Raw genomic sequence first — 14,077 nt, 5'->3', positions numbered from 1 at the left:
AGGAGACTCCTGGCGTGCGTGCGCCGCTAACCGTCGATCAGCGAGGGATCCCAGGCGTGGACGCGCTGCCGCTGTTCGCCCAGGCCGGCAATGCCTAGCCGCATCTCGTCGCCCGCCCTCAGATAGACGGGCGCTGGCTTCTGGCCCATGCCCACGCCCGGTGGCGTGCCGGTACTGATCAGGTCGCCCGGATACAGGGTCATGAAGCGGCTGACGTAGGACACCAGTTGCGCCACGCCGAACACCATGGTGCGCGTGCTGCCGTTCTGATAGCGCTTGCCGTTGACGTCCAGCCACATGTCCAGCGCCTGCGGGTCGGCGATCTCGTCGGCGGTGACCAGCCACGGGCCCACCGGGCCGAAGGTGTCGCAGCCCTTGCCCTTGTCCCAAGTGCCGCCGCGCTCGATCTGGTATTCGCGCTCGGACACGTCGTTCACCACGCAAAAGCCAGCCACGTGGTTCATGGCGTCGGCGACGCTGACGTAGCGGGCCCGCTCGCCGATCACCACGCCCAGCTCGACCTCCCAGTCGGTCTTGACGGACTCTTGCGGCAGCACCACCGGATCGTTGCAGCCAACCACGGCCGAGGTGGGTTTCATGAAGATCACAGGCTCGGCCGGCACCGGCAGGCCCGACTCCGCCGCATGATCGGCATAGTTCAGGCCGATGCAGATGAACTTGCCCATGCCGCTCCAGGGTGGGGCCAGACGGCCCGGGCGATCCACCAGCGGCAGGCTGGCCGGGTCCAGCGCGCGCAGCGGCGCCAGGCCGGCGCGCGTGAGCGTGGCGGCGGCTATGTCCGGCAGGACGGCCGACAGGTCCCGCACCTGCCCGCGGGCGTCCAGCATTCCGGGTTTCTCCGCGCCTTTCGCGCCATGGCGCAACAGTTTCATCGCATGTTCCTCTTGAGTGTGTAGTGGATATTCAGTTTGACCAGCCGCCGTCGATGACCTGGGCGGTGCCGGTGGTGAAGGCGGACTCGTCGCTGGCCAGGTACACCGCCAGCAGGGCGATTTCGCTGGCGCTGCCGATGCGGCCCATGGGCTGGCGGGCGACGAAGGCGGCCTCCACGGCGGCCAGCGTCTGCCCGCCGACGCTGGCCTGCGCTTCGATGCGCTGGCGCAGCGAAGGCGATTCCACCGTTCCCGGGCAGATGGCGTTGCAGCGTATGCCCTGGCCCACGTAGTCCGCGGCCACGGACTTGGTCAGTCCGATCACCGCCGCCTTGGTGGCGCCGTAGACGCAGCGGTTGGGCGCGCCCTTGATGCTGGACGCGACCGAGGCCATGTTGACGATGGAGCCGCCGCCGCGCGCCAGCATGCCGGGCAGGCAGGCGCGGATCATGCGATACATGGACTTCACGTTCAGTTCGAACGAAAAATCCCAAGCCTGTTCGTCGCAGTCCAGGATGGTCCCGGCATGCACAAAGCCGGCGCCGTTGAACAGCACGTCCACCGGCCCGGCCTCGGCGGCCAGCGCGCCGATGGCGGCGGCGTCGGTCACATCCAGCATGCGGCGCCGGCATCCCGCCAGCGTCTCGAGCGCCCCGCCGTTGAGGTCCAGCGCCAGCACCTCGGCGCCTTCGCGGACATAGGCCTCGGCCACGGCGCGGCCTATGCCCTGGCCCGCGGCGGTGACGATGGCGGTCTTGCCTTGCAGCCTTCCGGTCATGACGTTTTCCTTTTTACTTGGCCATGCCCATGACGGTGGGCAACCAGAGGGTGATCTGGGGGATGTAGGTAATCGCGATCAGCGCCAGGAACAGCGGCACCAGCCAGGGCAGGATGGCGACCGTGGTCCGTTCCACCGACAGCTTGGATACCCGCGCCAGCACGAACAGCACCATGCCCATGGGCGGATGCAGCAGGCCTATCATCAGGTTCAGCGTCATGATCAGGCCGAAATGGATCGGGTCGATGCCAAGCTTGAGCACGATGGGCAGCAGGATAGGCACCAGGATGGTGATGGCTGCGATGGTGTCGATGAAGCAGCCCACGATCAGGATCAGCACGTTGGCCATCAGCAGGAACACCCATTTGTTCTGGGTCACGCTGAGAATGCCGTCGGTCAGCGCCTGGGCCGCCTGGGTGGTGGTCAGCAGCCAGGCAAACACCGACGCAGCGGTGACGATGAACAGCACCGAAGCCGTGGTCTCGATGGTGTCGAACGTGGCCTTGGCCAGGGTCCGCAAGGTCATGGAGCGATAGCGCACCAGCCCCAGGAACAACGCCCAGATCACCGCGGCCACGGCGGCCTCCGTGGGCGTGAACCAGCCCAGCGTCATGCCGCCGATCAGGATGACGGGCGCCATCAACGCCATCACCGCCGAGAAGTTGTAGCGCCAGTCCAGCGCCAGCAACACGGCAAAGGCGACGCCCGCGGCCAGGTTGGCCGACATGCCGGCCTCGGTCATGAGCCAGATCGCCAGCGGAAACGCCAGCACGATGCCGACTTCCAACCCGGCGGCGCCCAGCCGCTTCCAGTCGAAGGACACATCGCCGCCCCAGTTGTTGCGGCGCGCGTAGTAGGCCACGGTCAGCATCATCAGCACGGTCAGGACCGCGCCTGGAATCAGGCCGGCCAGGAACAGCGAACCGATGGACACGTTGGCCATCATGCCGTAGATGACGAAGGGCAGCGACGGCGGGATGATGGGACCCAGCGTGGCCGAGGCGGCCGTCACGCCCACCGCGAACTCGGTCTCGTAGCCGTGGTCCTTCATGGCCTTGATTTCGATGGTGCCCAGGCCCGCGGCGTCGGCGATGGCGGTGCCCGACATGCCGGCGAACACCACCGAGCCGATGATGTTCACCTGCCCCAGCCCGCCTCGCATCCAACCCACCAACGCCACGGCGAAGTTGTAGATGCGGCCGGTGATGCCGGCGATGTTCATCAGGTTGCCGGCCAGGATGAAGAACGGCACGGCCAGCAGCGGGAAGGATTCCACGCCCGCGATCATGCGCTGCGCCACCACTACGTCGGGCACGCTGCCCGAAATCAGCACGAACAGCAGCGACGCGCCCGCCATGGCCACCGCCACCGGCAGGCCAAAGATCATCAACAGCAGAAAGGTTCCGATCAGTATGCCCATGTCTCGCTTCCGGTTGTCGTTGTCGGATTCCGGGGCCGCCCCGGCTAGTCCTGCGACTCGTAGGCCGCGGGGTTTTCCAGGATGGAGTAGCCCTGGCGCCAATTGCTCATCGACACCTGCACCGAGCGCAGGAACATCAACGCGAATCCCGCCAGCGCCATCCAGTAGACGTAGGCCTTGTTCCAGAACAGCGTGGTCATGGGCTCGTCTCCGACCAGGGTGATGTAGCGGTACGTGAGCCACACCGCATAACCGAAGAATGCCGTGCGCAGCAGGTCGATGACGGTAGCCAGCGCGCGGCCGGCGGGACGCGGCAGATAGCGGTACAGGAAGTCCACCTGGATGTGGCGGCAGGCGCGCACGCACATGGCCGAGCCGATGAACACCACGCCGATCAGGCAGTAGACGGCCAGTTCCTCGGTCCAGGCGTAGGAATCGTTAAGCACGTAGCGCGAAAAGAACTGCAGGAAGACCAGCAGCGCCATGGCCCAGAAAATGCCCAGGCAGATCCAGTCCTCGGGCTGGTAGCCTGCCAGGCTGACCTCGTGGTGGTCGGCTTCCTCGAAGCTGTGGACGATCTCCTGCGCCGTGGCGGGCGGCTGGTGCCCGGCGGGATGGACAGGGTTGTTGCTGGCGGCCGCCATGACGGCGGCCTTGGCATCGGAATGCATGGCGTTCCCCTTGTGCGGAATCGGACAGGTCGGCGCGGAGCCGCCGCGGCGGCTCCGCATGCGTTTACTTCACGGCCTGGATCCGTTCCCAATCCGATTTTTCGTAGCCGTATTGCTTGAACGGCACTTTTTCCAGCACGGTTTCGCGGAAATCCTGGACGTTCACCTCCGCCACGCTCAGCCCCCGCTTGCGGAACACTTCAACCATCTTCTTCTCGCTTTCGGCGACCTCGGCGGAGGCCTTCTCGGCGGCCTGCTGCGCGACTTCGGAGAAGATCTTCTTGTCCTCATCGGACAGGCTCTTCCACAGCTTGCCGGAGATGACCGTGTTCAGGTGATCGACGATGTGGCCGGTGAGGATGATGTTCTTCTGCACCTCGTAGAACTTCTTGGCCTCGATGGTGGTAAGCGGGTTCTCCTGCGCCTCCACCGTGCCGTTCTGCAAGGCCAGGTAGACCTCGGCGAAGGCGATCGGCGCGGTATTGGCGCCGCAGGCGCGCGGCATGGCCAGGTAGGCGGCCACGTCGGGCACGCGGATCTTCAGGCCCTTCATTTCGGAGCACTTGGTGAAGGCGCGGTTGGACGTGGTCTGGCGCGTGCCGTAGTAGGTGGTGGCGACGATGTGGTTGCCGCTCTTCTCGTCGTAGCCGCGCGTGAGCTCCTTGTAGATGTCGCTCTTGGTGTAGGCGATCAGGTGCTCCGGGTTGCGGAAGATATAGGGGTAGTAGGTGACGCCGATGCGGGGGAAGCTCTTGGCCGCGAAGCTGGAACCCGAGATGATCATGTCGACCGTGCCCAGGGTCAGGCCCTGGTTGATGTCGTTTTCCTTGCCCAGCTGCGAGGCCGGGTATACGTCGATCTGGTAGCGGCCGTTGGTGCGCTTGCCGATCTCCTGCGCCGCCCAGACGGAAGCGGTATGGAAGGGTTCGGATGTCTCGTACACGTGGGCCCACTTGAGCTTGGTCTGCGCCATTGCGCTGCCGCTGGCGGCGAGCGCCAGGGCGGCAACCAGCGCCTTGACGGCGTTGCCTAGGTTCATGTCGTCTCCTCGTTGTTTTTTGAATGCCCGGCCTGGCGGCCCATGGCGAGCCGCCAGCGGGTCACGCTTCAACTACAAGTTGCACCTTGGTACTGCGACTGCGATCCGCCGCCAGCTCGAAGGCCTCGAACGCCTGCGACAACGGCAACTGCGCGCTCATCAGGGGCCGCACGTCCACCTTGCGCGCGCGCAGGTAGGAGACGGCCCAATCGAACTCCACGCCGGCGCGGAACGCGCCGACATAGTCGAGCTCCCGCGCCATGATGTTGTTGGCCGGAAACGCGATGCCCTCGGCGGGCAGCGTTCCCACTTGCACGATGCGGCCGCCGCGCCGCGTCGCCGTCAGGCAGGTCGCCAGCGCCGCGGGGCTGCCGGCGGCTTCGATGCTGATGTCGGCGATATCGGCCAGATCGGCGGGCGCGAGCCGGTCGCTGCGCACGGCCTCGTCGGCGCCGACCTGGCGCGCCATGTCCAGCGGCCGGTCGGCCACGTCCACGACCGTCACGTGGGCCGCGCCCGCCAGCCTGGCGGCCAGCACGGTCATGCAGCCTATGGTGCCGCCGCCCGTGACCAGCACGCGCTTGCCCATCATGGGACCCGCCCTGTTGACGCCGTGCAGGCCGATGGACAAGGGCTCGGCACAGGCGATCTCGCCCAGCGTGACGTCTGCTTCCGGCACTGGCGTGAGCTGCCGCTCGCCCATCACGAAACGCTCGCGGAACATGCCTTGCACGTGCGGATAAATGCTGGCGCTGCCGAGAAAGCGCATGTTGCGGCAAAGATTGTCGCGGCCGGCGCGGCAGTAATCGCAGCCGCCGCAAGGGTGGGAGGGATTGATGGCGACCTTCATGCCCGGGGCCACCGACCGCACGGCATCGCCCGTCCGCAGCACCACGCCCGAAGCCTCATGGCCGGGGATGAGGGGCTCGCGGATGACGAAGGCGCCCACGCGGCCATGCAGGAAATAGTGCAGGTCGGATCCGCAGATGCCCGCGGCCCCCAGCCTCAGTTCCACCTCGTGCGGCGCCAGCGGCGCGACTTCGTCCGGTTCCAGGCGCAGGTCGCGCGCCCCGTGGATGCGACAGGCCAGCGTCATGGCGACTTGCTCCTTGGCATGGCGGACGGCGGGCGCCTGCGTGCGATGTTCATGGTTCGGCCTGCTCCCGGCTGTCCAAGGGCTGGCCGGACGCGTCCGCGCCGGGCCAGCTTGCGGTGAGGCGATCGTGCGAGCAGGCCAGATGGTGATGCATGGCGGCGCGCGCGCCGCGGTCGTCGCCGGCGCGGATGGCATCGATCACCTTGCGGTGTTCAGCGATGGCGGCAGCCCAGCTGGAGGGATTCTCGAAGTAGTCGCCCAGCTTCACGGACAGCGGGTTGTGGCGCTCGTCGAACAGCTCGCTCACCACACGCACCAGCACGGCGTTGTTCGCCATCTCGGCCACGCGCAGGTGGAACAAGCGGTCTCCGCGGATGGGCACGTTGCCGGCCTGCGCCTCGTCTTCCATGGTGCCGACGGCTTCGGCCAGCCCGTCCACCAGCGCGGGGGTGTTGCGCAACGCGGCCTGCGCGGCCAGCTCGCCTTCGATCACCTGGCGGGCTCGTATGGTTTCCAGCGGGCTTTCCGCCGTCAGGCTGGCGCGCGGCCCCCCGGCCAGGCTTTGCACATAGACGCCCGAGCCCATGCGGACTTCCACCCAGCCCTCGACCTCCAGGGCGATCAGCGCTTCGCGCACCGACGGACGCGACACGCCCAGCTTGAGCGCCAGATCGCGCTCGGGCGGCAGGCGCGCGCCGACCGGGAACTCGCCCGACTCGATCAGCAGGCGAAGCTGGTCGGCGATCTGGCGATACAGGCGGCGGGGTTCGATGGTCTGGATGGGCATGGACTGCGGAGACTCGGGTAGGAAATTTAGGCCAAAAGGTAAAGTGGCCTTACCAATTGACCAAATATTGCGCCGGTCCCGGATGCGTCACAATTAGGGTTTGCCCAAAGATGCTTGCGATGGCCTCGCGGGCAATGCTTATCTGTTAAAAAGCCGCCACACCCAGCCCACTTTCCGTACCCATGTCACACAATCCGCATCATTCGCCCTTCAAGAGCACAGGCGGCCTGCGCCGCATCCTGAATGCGCTGCGCTACTCGCTGCAGGGCCTGCAGGCTGCCATCAAGTACGAGGCGGCATTCCGCCAGGAGCTGGCGCTGGCCGTGTTGATGATCCCGGCCGCGTTCTTCCTCGGCCGGACCACCGTCGAGGTGTTTTTCCTGGTGGGCACGGTGATCATGGTGCTGGCGGCGGAGCTGCTGAATTCCGCCATCGAGGCGCTGGCCGACGCGCTATCCGTCGAATCGCACCCGCTCCTGGGACGCGCGAAGGACCTGGGCAGCGCCGCCGTGATGCTGCTGCTGATCTTCGCCGGGGCAGTCTGGATCGGCGTGGCCATCAGCCGATTCGTCATGCATTGACGCGGCTAGTCATCTCCGCGGAGATGCGCCGCTATTTATACTGGGAGCCATGATGCCTAGATCGACGCCCGACTCCTCCGAGCGCATTGTCATCGTCGGCGGCGGCGCCGGCGGCCTGGAATTGGCCGCCAAGCTGGGCCGCCTGCATGGCCGGCAGCACATCACGCTGGTCGACAGCCGCCCCTTCCATATCTGGAAGCCCTCGCTGCACGAAGCGGCCGCGGGCACGCTGGACATCCACCAGGAAGGCCTGTCCTACCTGATGCTGGCCCACATGAACGGGTTTTCGTTCGCGCAGGGCCGCCTGGAACAGGTCGACCGCGAGCAGCGCCGGATCACGGTGGGCGCGGTGAGCGACGCGCAGGGCCAGGAAGTCCTGCCGCGCCGCGAACTGGCCTACGACACCCTGGTGCTGGCCCTGGGCAGCACCTCCAATTTCTTCAATACGCCGGGCGCGGCCGAGCACGCGGTCACGCTGGACTCCACCGAAAACGCAGAGCAATTCCGGCTGACCATGCTCAAGGCCATGGCCCTGGTGGACCAGGCCAAGGTGCGCAATCCCTCGGCCCGCCTGGATCTGGTGATCGTGGGCGGCGGCGCCACCGGCGTCGAATTGGCCGTGGAACTGGTCGAGGCCAGCCACGTGGTCAGCGCCTACGGCCTGCCCAACTTCCGCGCCGAACGCGACCTGGCCATCACCCTGGTCGAGGGCGCGCCGCGCATCCTGTCGGCCCTGCCCGAGAAGATCTCGGTGGCGGCCACCAAGCGGCTGACCGAGATGGGCATACGGGTGGAAACGTCCTGCCGGGTCTCGGAAGTCACCGCCGACAGCGTCAGGACGGCCGACGGACGTGAATTCCCCGCCCAGCTCTGCATGTGGGCGGCGGGCATCCAGGGCCCGGCCCTGCTGGCCGACCTGGACCTGCCGCTGAACAAGGTGGGCCAACTGGAAGTCAACGAACGGCTGGAAACCGCCGATCCGCACATCCTGGCGCTGGGCGACTGCTGCGCGGCGCCGTGGCGCGACGGCCGCAGCGTGCCGGCCCGCGCCCAGGCCGCACACCAGGAAGCCGACTATCTGGCCAAGAAGCTCACCGCGCGCCTGCGCCACGCGCCCGAGCCCACCGCGCCCTACGTTTACGAGGACCACGGCTCGCTGGTGTCGCTGGGCCAGGACGCCGGCGTCGGCAGCCTGATGGGCAAGCTCGCCGGACGGGGGCTGTTCGTAAGCGGTACACTGGCACGCCTGATGTACATGAGCCTGCACCTGATGCACCACAAAGCGGTGCTAGGCATCTCTCGTACCGCCTCCCTTGCCCTGGCCCGCCTGCTCATGCGGCGCACGCGCCCGCGGGTCAAACTGCACTGAACTCCCATGAATTTCCTGCAAAAACTCGAACACGCCTGGACCACCAGCAACTCGCTCCTGCAAGTCGGGCTGGATCCCGATCCGCAGCGCTTTCCCCGCGAACTGCAGGACAAGCCGGACGCCATCTTCCAGTTCTGCCGCGACATCGTGGACGCCACCGCGCCCTATGCCTGCAGCTTCAAGCCGCAGATCGCCTACTTCGCCGCCCACCGCGCCGAAGACCAGCTGGAAGCGCTGTGCCAGCACATCCGCGAAAAGCATCCTGACCTGCCCATCGTGCTGGACGCCAAGCGCGGCGACATCGGCTCCACCGCCGAGAACTATGCCCGCGAAGCCTACGAACGCTACCAGGCGCATGCGCTGACGGTCAGCCCCTACATGGGCCTGGACTCGGTCGAGCCCTACCTGGCGTGGCGCGACCGCGGCGTGATCGTGCTGTGCCGCACCTCCAATCCTGGCGGCTCGGACCTGCAGTTCCTGAAGATGGACAATGGCGAGCCGCTGTACCTGCACGTCGCGGGCCTGGTTGCCGACAAATGGAACGCCAATGGCCAGTGCGGCCTGGTGGTAGGCGCGACCTTCCCGAATGAGCTAGCCGCGGTGCGCGAACGCATCGGCGATGCGGTGCCCCTGCTGGTACCGGGCATCGGCGCCCAGGGCGGCGACATCACCGCCACGGTCAATGCCGGCGCCAACGCCGCCCGCAGCGGCATGATGATCAACTCGTCCCGCGCCATCATCTACGCCAGCGGCGGCGACGACTGGCGCGAAGCCGCCGGCACGGCGGCCAAGGGCCTGCGCGACGCAATCAACGCGGTGCGCTGATCCGGCACGGGGGCCTCGCGCCCCCAGCCGCGCGAGCCTCGTCCTTCAGCGCCGGTTGACCGGCGCTCCCAACAATTCCAGCACCCCGCGCAGCGCGTAATCCACCGCCGCGTTGCGCACTTGCGCGCGATCGCCGGGGAACACGTGCGTGACGGCGCGGCTGCTGATGCCTTCGCCCGCGCGCAGCGCGAAACCGAAGCACACCATGCCCACCGGCTTGCCGGGCGTCGCGCCGCCGGGACCGGCAATGCCGGTCGTGGACACCGCCACATGCGCGGCGGGGGACGCCAGCAGCACGCCGTTGGCCATCTCCAGCGCCACCGGCTCGCTGACGGCGCCGAAGTGGTGCAAGGCGTCGGGCGACACGTCCAGTTCAGAAACCTTGGCCTCGTTGCTGTAGGTCACGAAGCCGCGCTCGAACCAATCGCTGGAACCGGCCACCGCTGTCATGGCCCCGGCCAGGAGGCCGCCGGTGCACGACTCGGCCGTGCCCAGCATCCAGCCCTTGCGCCGCAGCGTTTCGCCCAGCCGTTCGGCCAGCGCCAGCGAGGTGGCCTGCGCCAGCTGTTCGGCCGACAGATTGGGCCGGGTGCCTTCTTGTTGTCCGCTCATCCCAAGACTCCTGTGCGCACGACCAGCGCCATGACCAGCAGGGCGTATCCAGCCGCCACGATATCGTCCCACATCACGCCGAAACCGCCCTTGATGTGGGCGTCGAAGAACTTGATGGGAGGCGGCTTGACGATGTCGAACGTGCGGAACAGCACGAACGCCAGCGCCTGCGGCAACCAGCCCGCGGGCGTCAGCCAGAGCACCAGCCAGAACGCCACCATCTCGTCCCAGACCATTCCGACATGATCCGACTGCTGGAGTTCACGGCCGACGCGATGGCAGGCCCAGCATCCGTACAAAAAAGCCAGGGCCAGGAATGCGCCGATCGCCCAGTCCGACGCGGCGGGCGCGGCCGCGACCCAGATCGCCCAGGCCAGCAGCGTGCCCCAGGTGCCCGAGGCCGGCCGGATCAGGCCGCTGCCGAAGCCGAAGGCGATGAGCCGTCCCGGATCCCGGCAGACCCAGGACAGCGGCGGGTAGGCGGTCCGGGCGCGGTCGCGCATGGAGGTGGGACGGTTGTCGGTGGACGGCATGGGTGTGCGGGTTGGGGCGCGGCGGATCAGGCCGCGGGAAAGTGATCGAAACCGGCAGGCAAGTCGCCCAGGGGCTGACCCTGGCCGTCCAGCACGGACAGGCCGTGCTGCGCCTGGATCTGCCCCACGCGGGTCACGCGGACGCCGGCCTCAGCCGCCGCGGCAAGCACGGCCTCGCGCCGCGAGGCGGGCGCGGTGAAGCATAGCTGGTAGACGTCGCCCCCACCCAGCACCGCGCGGCGCAGCGGCGCATCTTCCAGGGCAGCCAGGGCGGCTGCCGCGGGCAGCTCGGCGTAGTGCAGCGTGGCGCCCACGCGGCTGGCGGCCAGGATGTGGCCCAGGTCCTGCAGCAGGCCGTCGGAGATATCGATGGCGGCATGGGCAATGCCGCGCAGCGCCAGGCCCAGCGCCACCTGAGGTTCTGGCCACTCCAGCGCGCCGCGCGTCGCCGCGAGCAGCGCCGCATCGGCAGGGTACTGCCCGTCCAGCAGGCGGTAGGCCACGTCGGCCGCCCCCAGCTCGCCCGATACCCAGATGTCGTCGCCAGCCTGGGCGCCGTCCCGGCGCAAGGCCAGTCCGGCCGGCACGGCGCCGAACACGGTGACACTGATGGCAAGGTCGTGCGCGCTGCGCGTGGTGTCGCCACCGATCAACGGGCAGCCGTGAGCGGCGGCCAGCGCATGGAAGCCTGCGGCGAAAGCCGCCAGCCAGGGCTCGTCCAGCCGCGGCAAGGCCAGGCCCAGCACGCAGCCGATGGGGCGCGCGCCCATGGCGGCCAGGTCGGACAGATTCACCGCCAGGGCCTTGTGCCCCAGCGCTTGCGGATCCACATCGGGAAAGAAGTGGCGGCCTTCCAGCAGCAAGTCCGTGCTGGTGGCCACCTGTTCGCCGGGCGGGACCGGGAACAGGGCGCAATCATCGCCCACGCCCAGCAGGCCGGCAGGGGCCGCGCGGGTGAAATAGCGCGCGATCAAATCAAATTCGGACGCCAAGGCAACTCCGCAGTCCGGCGCAGCCGGCCGGCGTTGAAACCCACACGGCACGACAGCCAACATCAATCATGCGCCGCGCCATACACAACCGAAGATAAACCCGCGCGTCGCAAAAAACAGGTGCCTCCCAATCCGGGCCGCGCGGATCCGGCTCCGCCGGTCCGCAGCGGCGCCCCCTTGGGGGGGAAGCGCGCAGCGCTTCGGGGGGGGGCCTACCTTCTAGCCGCAGCCTGGACTTCGTTCGCGCGCACGTCGGCCGCCAGCTTGTCGAGCACGCCGTTGACGAACTTGAAACCGTCGGTGCCGCCGAATGACTTGGCCAGTTCGACGGCTTCATTGATGGCAACCTTGTACGGCACTTCGACATGATGGATCAGTTCGAAGCTGCCGATCAGCAGGATGCCATGCTCGACAGGCGACAGTTCGGCCAGCGGACGGTCGACGTAGGGCGTGAAACGCTCGCGCAGCGCAGGCGCTTCGCGCAGCACGCCATGCAGCAAGGTCTTGAACCACTGCGCGTCGGCCTCGGAAAAATCCTCGGTGTCGCGCAGATGGGCGTCGATCTCGCCGGCGTCCTGCGTGCCTTCGCCGCCGCGCAGCAGCCACGCGTACACGCCCTGCAGGGCAAATTCGCGGGCGCGGCGGCGCGCGCTGCGCGCGTTGGCGCGGGCTTGCGCCGCGCTATCAGCGCTGGTCGTCGTCTTCTTCGTCGTCAAAATCTTCGTCCTCGTCTTCGTCGTCTTCGTCTTCTTCCTCGGGTTCCAGGGCTGCCACCAGGTTGGCCATTTCAACGGCCACCTGGGCGCAATCGCGGCCCTTGCCGGCGGCGCGCGCCTGCGCCTGCTCGTCGGTGTCGACGGTCAGCACGCCATTGGCGACGGGGATGCCGGTTTCCAGGGAAATACGGGTGATTGCAGTGGCCATTTCATTGCTGACCACTTCAAAGTGATAGGTCTCGCCGCGAATGACCGCGCCCAGCGCGATCAGGGCGTCGAATTCAAACGTTTCGGCCATATGGGACAGGGCCACGCCCAGTTCCAGGGCGCCGGGAACGGTGACGACCATGACGTCGCGCTCGTCCACGCCCAGTTCGGCCAGTTCCTTCAGGCACGCTTCGAGTTCGGCCTGACCGATTTCCTCGCTGAAGCGGGCGCGTACGATGCCGATGTGCAGCCCTTCGCCGTTCAGGTCGGGGGTAAGGATGTAAGGGTTCATGTGTCGGCCTTCAGTGTGTTGCGGGAGTATTCGGAGGGTCGCAATCGTAACCCGTAATGGTGAGCGAGAAGCCCGCCATGCTGGGCATCTTGCGCGGCCGGGCCAGCAGCTTCATCTGGCCCACGTGCAGGTCACGCAGAATCTGGGCGCCAATCCCGTAGGTACGCAGGCCGTAACGGTCGGCGTTGGCGGAGTTGGCCTGGGCCTTCGGGTCATTCCAGCCGGCGATCTGGCCAAACAGGTGTTCCGTGGACGATTGGCAATTCATCAGTACCAGCACCCCCGCGGGCGCGGCCGCGATGGCCTGCAGGGCCTGCGCCACGCCCCAGCTGTGCGGGCTGGCGCCGGTGTCCAGCACGTCCAGCACGGAGGCCGGTTCGTGCACCCGCACCAGCGTCTCGGCGTCGGGAGTCACGTTACCATGCACCAGCGCCAAATGGGCGGAGCCGGTGGCGGCGTCTTCATAGGCCACGGCCTCGAATTCGCCCCAGGCCGTCTGCATGGTGCGCTTGCCCACGCGCTTGACGATGGATTCGTGTTCGCTGCGGTACTGGATCAGGTCGGCGATGGTGCCGATCTTCAGGCCGTGCTCGCGGGCGAACTGCACCAGGTCCGGCAGGCGGGCCATGGTGCCGTCGGGCTTGAGGATTTCGCAGATGACGGCGGCGGGCGTCAGGCCGGCCATGGCGGTCAGGTCGCAGCCCGCCTCGGTGTGGCCGGCGCGCACCAGCACGCCGCCGGGCACCGCACGCACCGGGAAGATGTGGCCGGGCTGGACCAGGTCCGCGGGCTTGGCGTCGCGCGCCACCGCCACCTGGATGGTGCGGGCGCGGTCGGCGGCCGAAATGCCGGTCTCGACGCCTTCGGCGGCCTCGATCGACTGAGTGAAGTTGGTGCCGTAGCGCGTGCCGTTGCGGGCCGCCATCAGGGGCAGGTCCAGCTGGCGGCAACGCTCTTCGGTCAGGGTCAGGCACACCAGGCCGCGGCCGTGCGTCACCATGAAGTTGATGGCTTCTGGCGTGACGAATTCGGCGGCCATGACCAGGTCGCCCTCGTTTTCACGGTCTTCCTCGTCAACCAGGATGACGATGCGGCCGGCGCGCAGCTCGGCGATGATTTCGGCGACCGAGGCGATGCCGAAGGATTCCGGCTCGGAGCCGGGCAAAGGGGACAACTGGACGGACATGGCGGGCACGTAAACCAGGCGGGAAAGCCCGGATTTTACCGCCCCTGGAGGCGGAACCCCTATCTGGCCCTGCCAGCCCC

Annotated in this window: 16 protein-coding genes; 3 read left to right on the top strand and 13 right to left on the bottom strand. The window is 67.6% G+C overall.

Annotated elements, in window-relative coordinates:
• Positions 1-26: 26 nt before the first annotated feature.
• From FOC84_RS18160 to FOC84_RS18130, 7 genes are all read right to left on the bottom strand, one after another.
• Complete coding sequence (locus tag FOC84_RS18160) at positions 27-893, bottom strand: fumarylacetoacetate hydrolase family protein (protein WP_173145644.1); 867 nt, start codon at positions 891-893, stop codon at positions 27-29.
• A 31-nt stretch (positions 894-924) separates the two neighbouring features.
• On the bottom strand, positions 925-1,671 hold the full coding sequence (locus FOC84_RS18155; RefSeq protein WP_173145643.1) for an SDR family oxidoreductase: 747 nt from the start codon (positions 1,669-1,671) through the stop codon (positions 925-927).
• A gap of 13 nt (positions 1,672-1,684) precedes the next feature.
• Positions 1,685-3,091 (bottom strand): TRAP transporter large permease, encoded by a 1,407-nt coding sequence (locus FOC84_RS18150; protein ID WP_173145642.1) that lies wholly within the window; start codon positions 3,089-3,091, stop codon positions 1,685-1,687.
• A 44-nt stretch (positions 3,092-3,135) separates the two neighbouring features.
• Positions 3,136-3,762 carry a TRAP transporter small permease gene (locus tag FOC84_RS18145; protein WP_217278768.1) on the bottom strand — a complete coding sequence of 209 codons (627 nt, stop codon included), beginning with the start codon at positions 3,760-3,762 and terminating at the stop codon, positions 3,136-3,138.
• A gap of 64 nt (positions 3,763-3,826) precedes the next feature.
• Complete coding sequence (locus FOC84_RS18140) at positions 3,827-4,801, bottom strand: sialic acid TRAP transporter substrate-binding protein SiaP (protein ID WP_173145641.1); 975 nt, start codon at positions 4,799-4,801, stop codon at positions 3,827-3,829.
• Positions 4,802-4,862: 61 nt separating this feature from the next.
• A complete protein-coding gene (locus FOC84_RS18135; protein ID WP_173145640.1) occupies positions 4,863-5,897 on the bottom strand; it encodes an L-idonate 5-dehydrogenase in 1,035 nt (344 codons plus the stop codon).
• A 49-nt stretch (positions 5,898-5,946) separates the two neighbouring features.
• A complete protein-coding gene (locus tag FOC84_RS18130; protein ID WP_173145639.1) occupies positions 5,947-6,684 on the bottom strand; it encodes a FadR/GntR family transcriptional regulator in 738 nt (245 codons plus the stop codon).
• 182 nt (positions 6,685-6,866) lie between these two features.
• Here FOC84_RS18130 and FOC84_RS18125 point away from each other — a divergent pair, with 182 nt between their 5' ends.
• The 3 genes from FOC84_RS18125 to pyrF are packed head-to-tail and all read left to right on the top strand — an operon-like array spanning position 6,867 to position 9,459.
• Positions 6,867-7,265: a diacylglycerol kinase gene (locus FOC84_RS18125; RefSeq protein ID WP_173145638.1), complete on the top strand. Its 399-nt coding sequence runs from the start codon at positions 6,867-6,869 to the stop codon at positions 7,263-7,265.
• 49 nt (positions 7,266-7,314) lie between these two features.
• A complete protein-coding gene (locus FOC84_RS18120) occupies positions 7,315-8,634 on the top strand; it encodes an NAD(P)/FAD-dependent oxidoreductase (protein WP_173145637.1) in 1,320 nt (439 codons plus the stop codon).
• Between the two features lie 6 nt (positions 8,635-8,640).
• The gene (gene pyrF, locus FOC84_RS18115) at positions 8,641-9,459 is read left to right on the top strand and encodes an orotidine-5'-phosphate decarboxylase (protein ID WP_013396159.1); all 819 of its coding nucleotides are present in this window, start codon (positions 8,641-8,643) and stop codon (positions 9,457-9,459) included.
• Positions 9,460-9,504: 45 nt separating this feature from the next.
• Here pyrF and FOC84_RS18110 read toward each other — a convergent pair whose 3' ends face one another.
• From FOC84_RS18110 to ribBA, 6 genes are all read right to left on the bottom strand, one after another.
• Positions 9,505-10,071 (bottom strand): CinA family protein, encoded by a 567-nt coding sequence (locus FOC84_RS18110; protein ID WP_088153433.1) that lies wholly within the window; start codon positions 10,069-10,071, stop codon positions 9,505-9,507.
• Entirely contained in the window at positions 10,068-10,574 is a 507-nt protein-coding gene (locus FOC84_RS18105; protein WP_054452311.1) for a phosphatidylglycerophosphatase A family protein, read from the bottom strand. The genes FOC84_RS18110 and FOC84_RS18105 overlap by 4 nt, the downstream gene beginning before the upstream one ends.
• Before the next feature lie 56 nt (positions 10,575-10,630).
• A complete protein-coding gene (gene thiL / locus FOC84_RS18100; protein WP_173145636.1) occupies positions 10,631-11,596 on the bottom strand; it encodes a thiamine-phosphate kinase in 966 nt (321 codons plus the stop codon).
• A gap of 212 nt (positions 11,597-11,808) precedes the next feature.
• Positions 11,809-12,312 carry a transcription antitermination factor NusB gene (nusB, locus tag FOC84_RS18095; protein WP_173145635.1) on the bottom strand — a complete coding sequence of 168 codons (504 nt, stop codon included), beginning with the start codon at positions 12,310-12,312 and terminating at the stop codon, positions 11,809-11,811.
• On the bottom strand, positions 12,281-12,811 hold the full coding sequence (ribH, locus tag FOC84_RS18090) for a 6,7-dimethyl-8-ribityllumazine synthase (RefSeq protein ID WP_173145634.1): 531 nt from the start codon (positions 12,809-12,811) through the stop codon (positions 12,281-12,283). Before ribH ends, nusB begins: the two co-directional genes overlap by 32 nt.
• Before the next feature lie 10 nt (positions 12,812-12,821).
• Positions 12,822-13,997: a bifunctional 3,4-dihydroxy-2-butanone-4-phosphate synthase/GTP cyclohydrolase II gene (gene ribBA / locus FOC84_RS18085; protein WP_173145633.1), complete on the bottom strand. Its 1,176-nt coding sequence runs from the start codon at positions 13,995-13,997 to the stop codon at positions 12,822-12,824.
• Between the last annotated feature and the right edge of the window lie 80 nt (positions 13,998-14,077).

Source organism: Achromobacter pestifer (assembly GCF_013267355.1).
Classification (GTDB): domain Bacteria; phylum Pseudomonadota; class Gammaproteobacteria; order Burkholderiales; family Burkholderiaceae_B; genus Achromobacter; species Achromobacter pestifer_A.
This window is presented reverse-complemented; position numbering and strand designations above follow the sequence as displayed.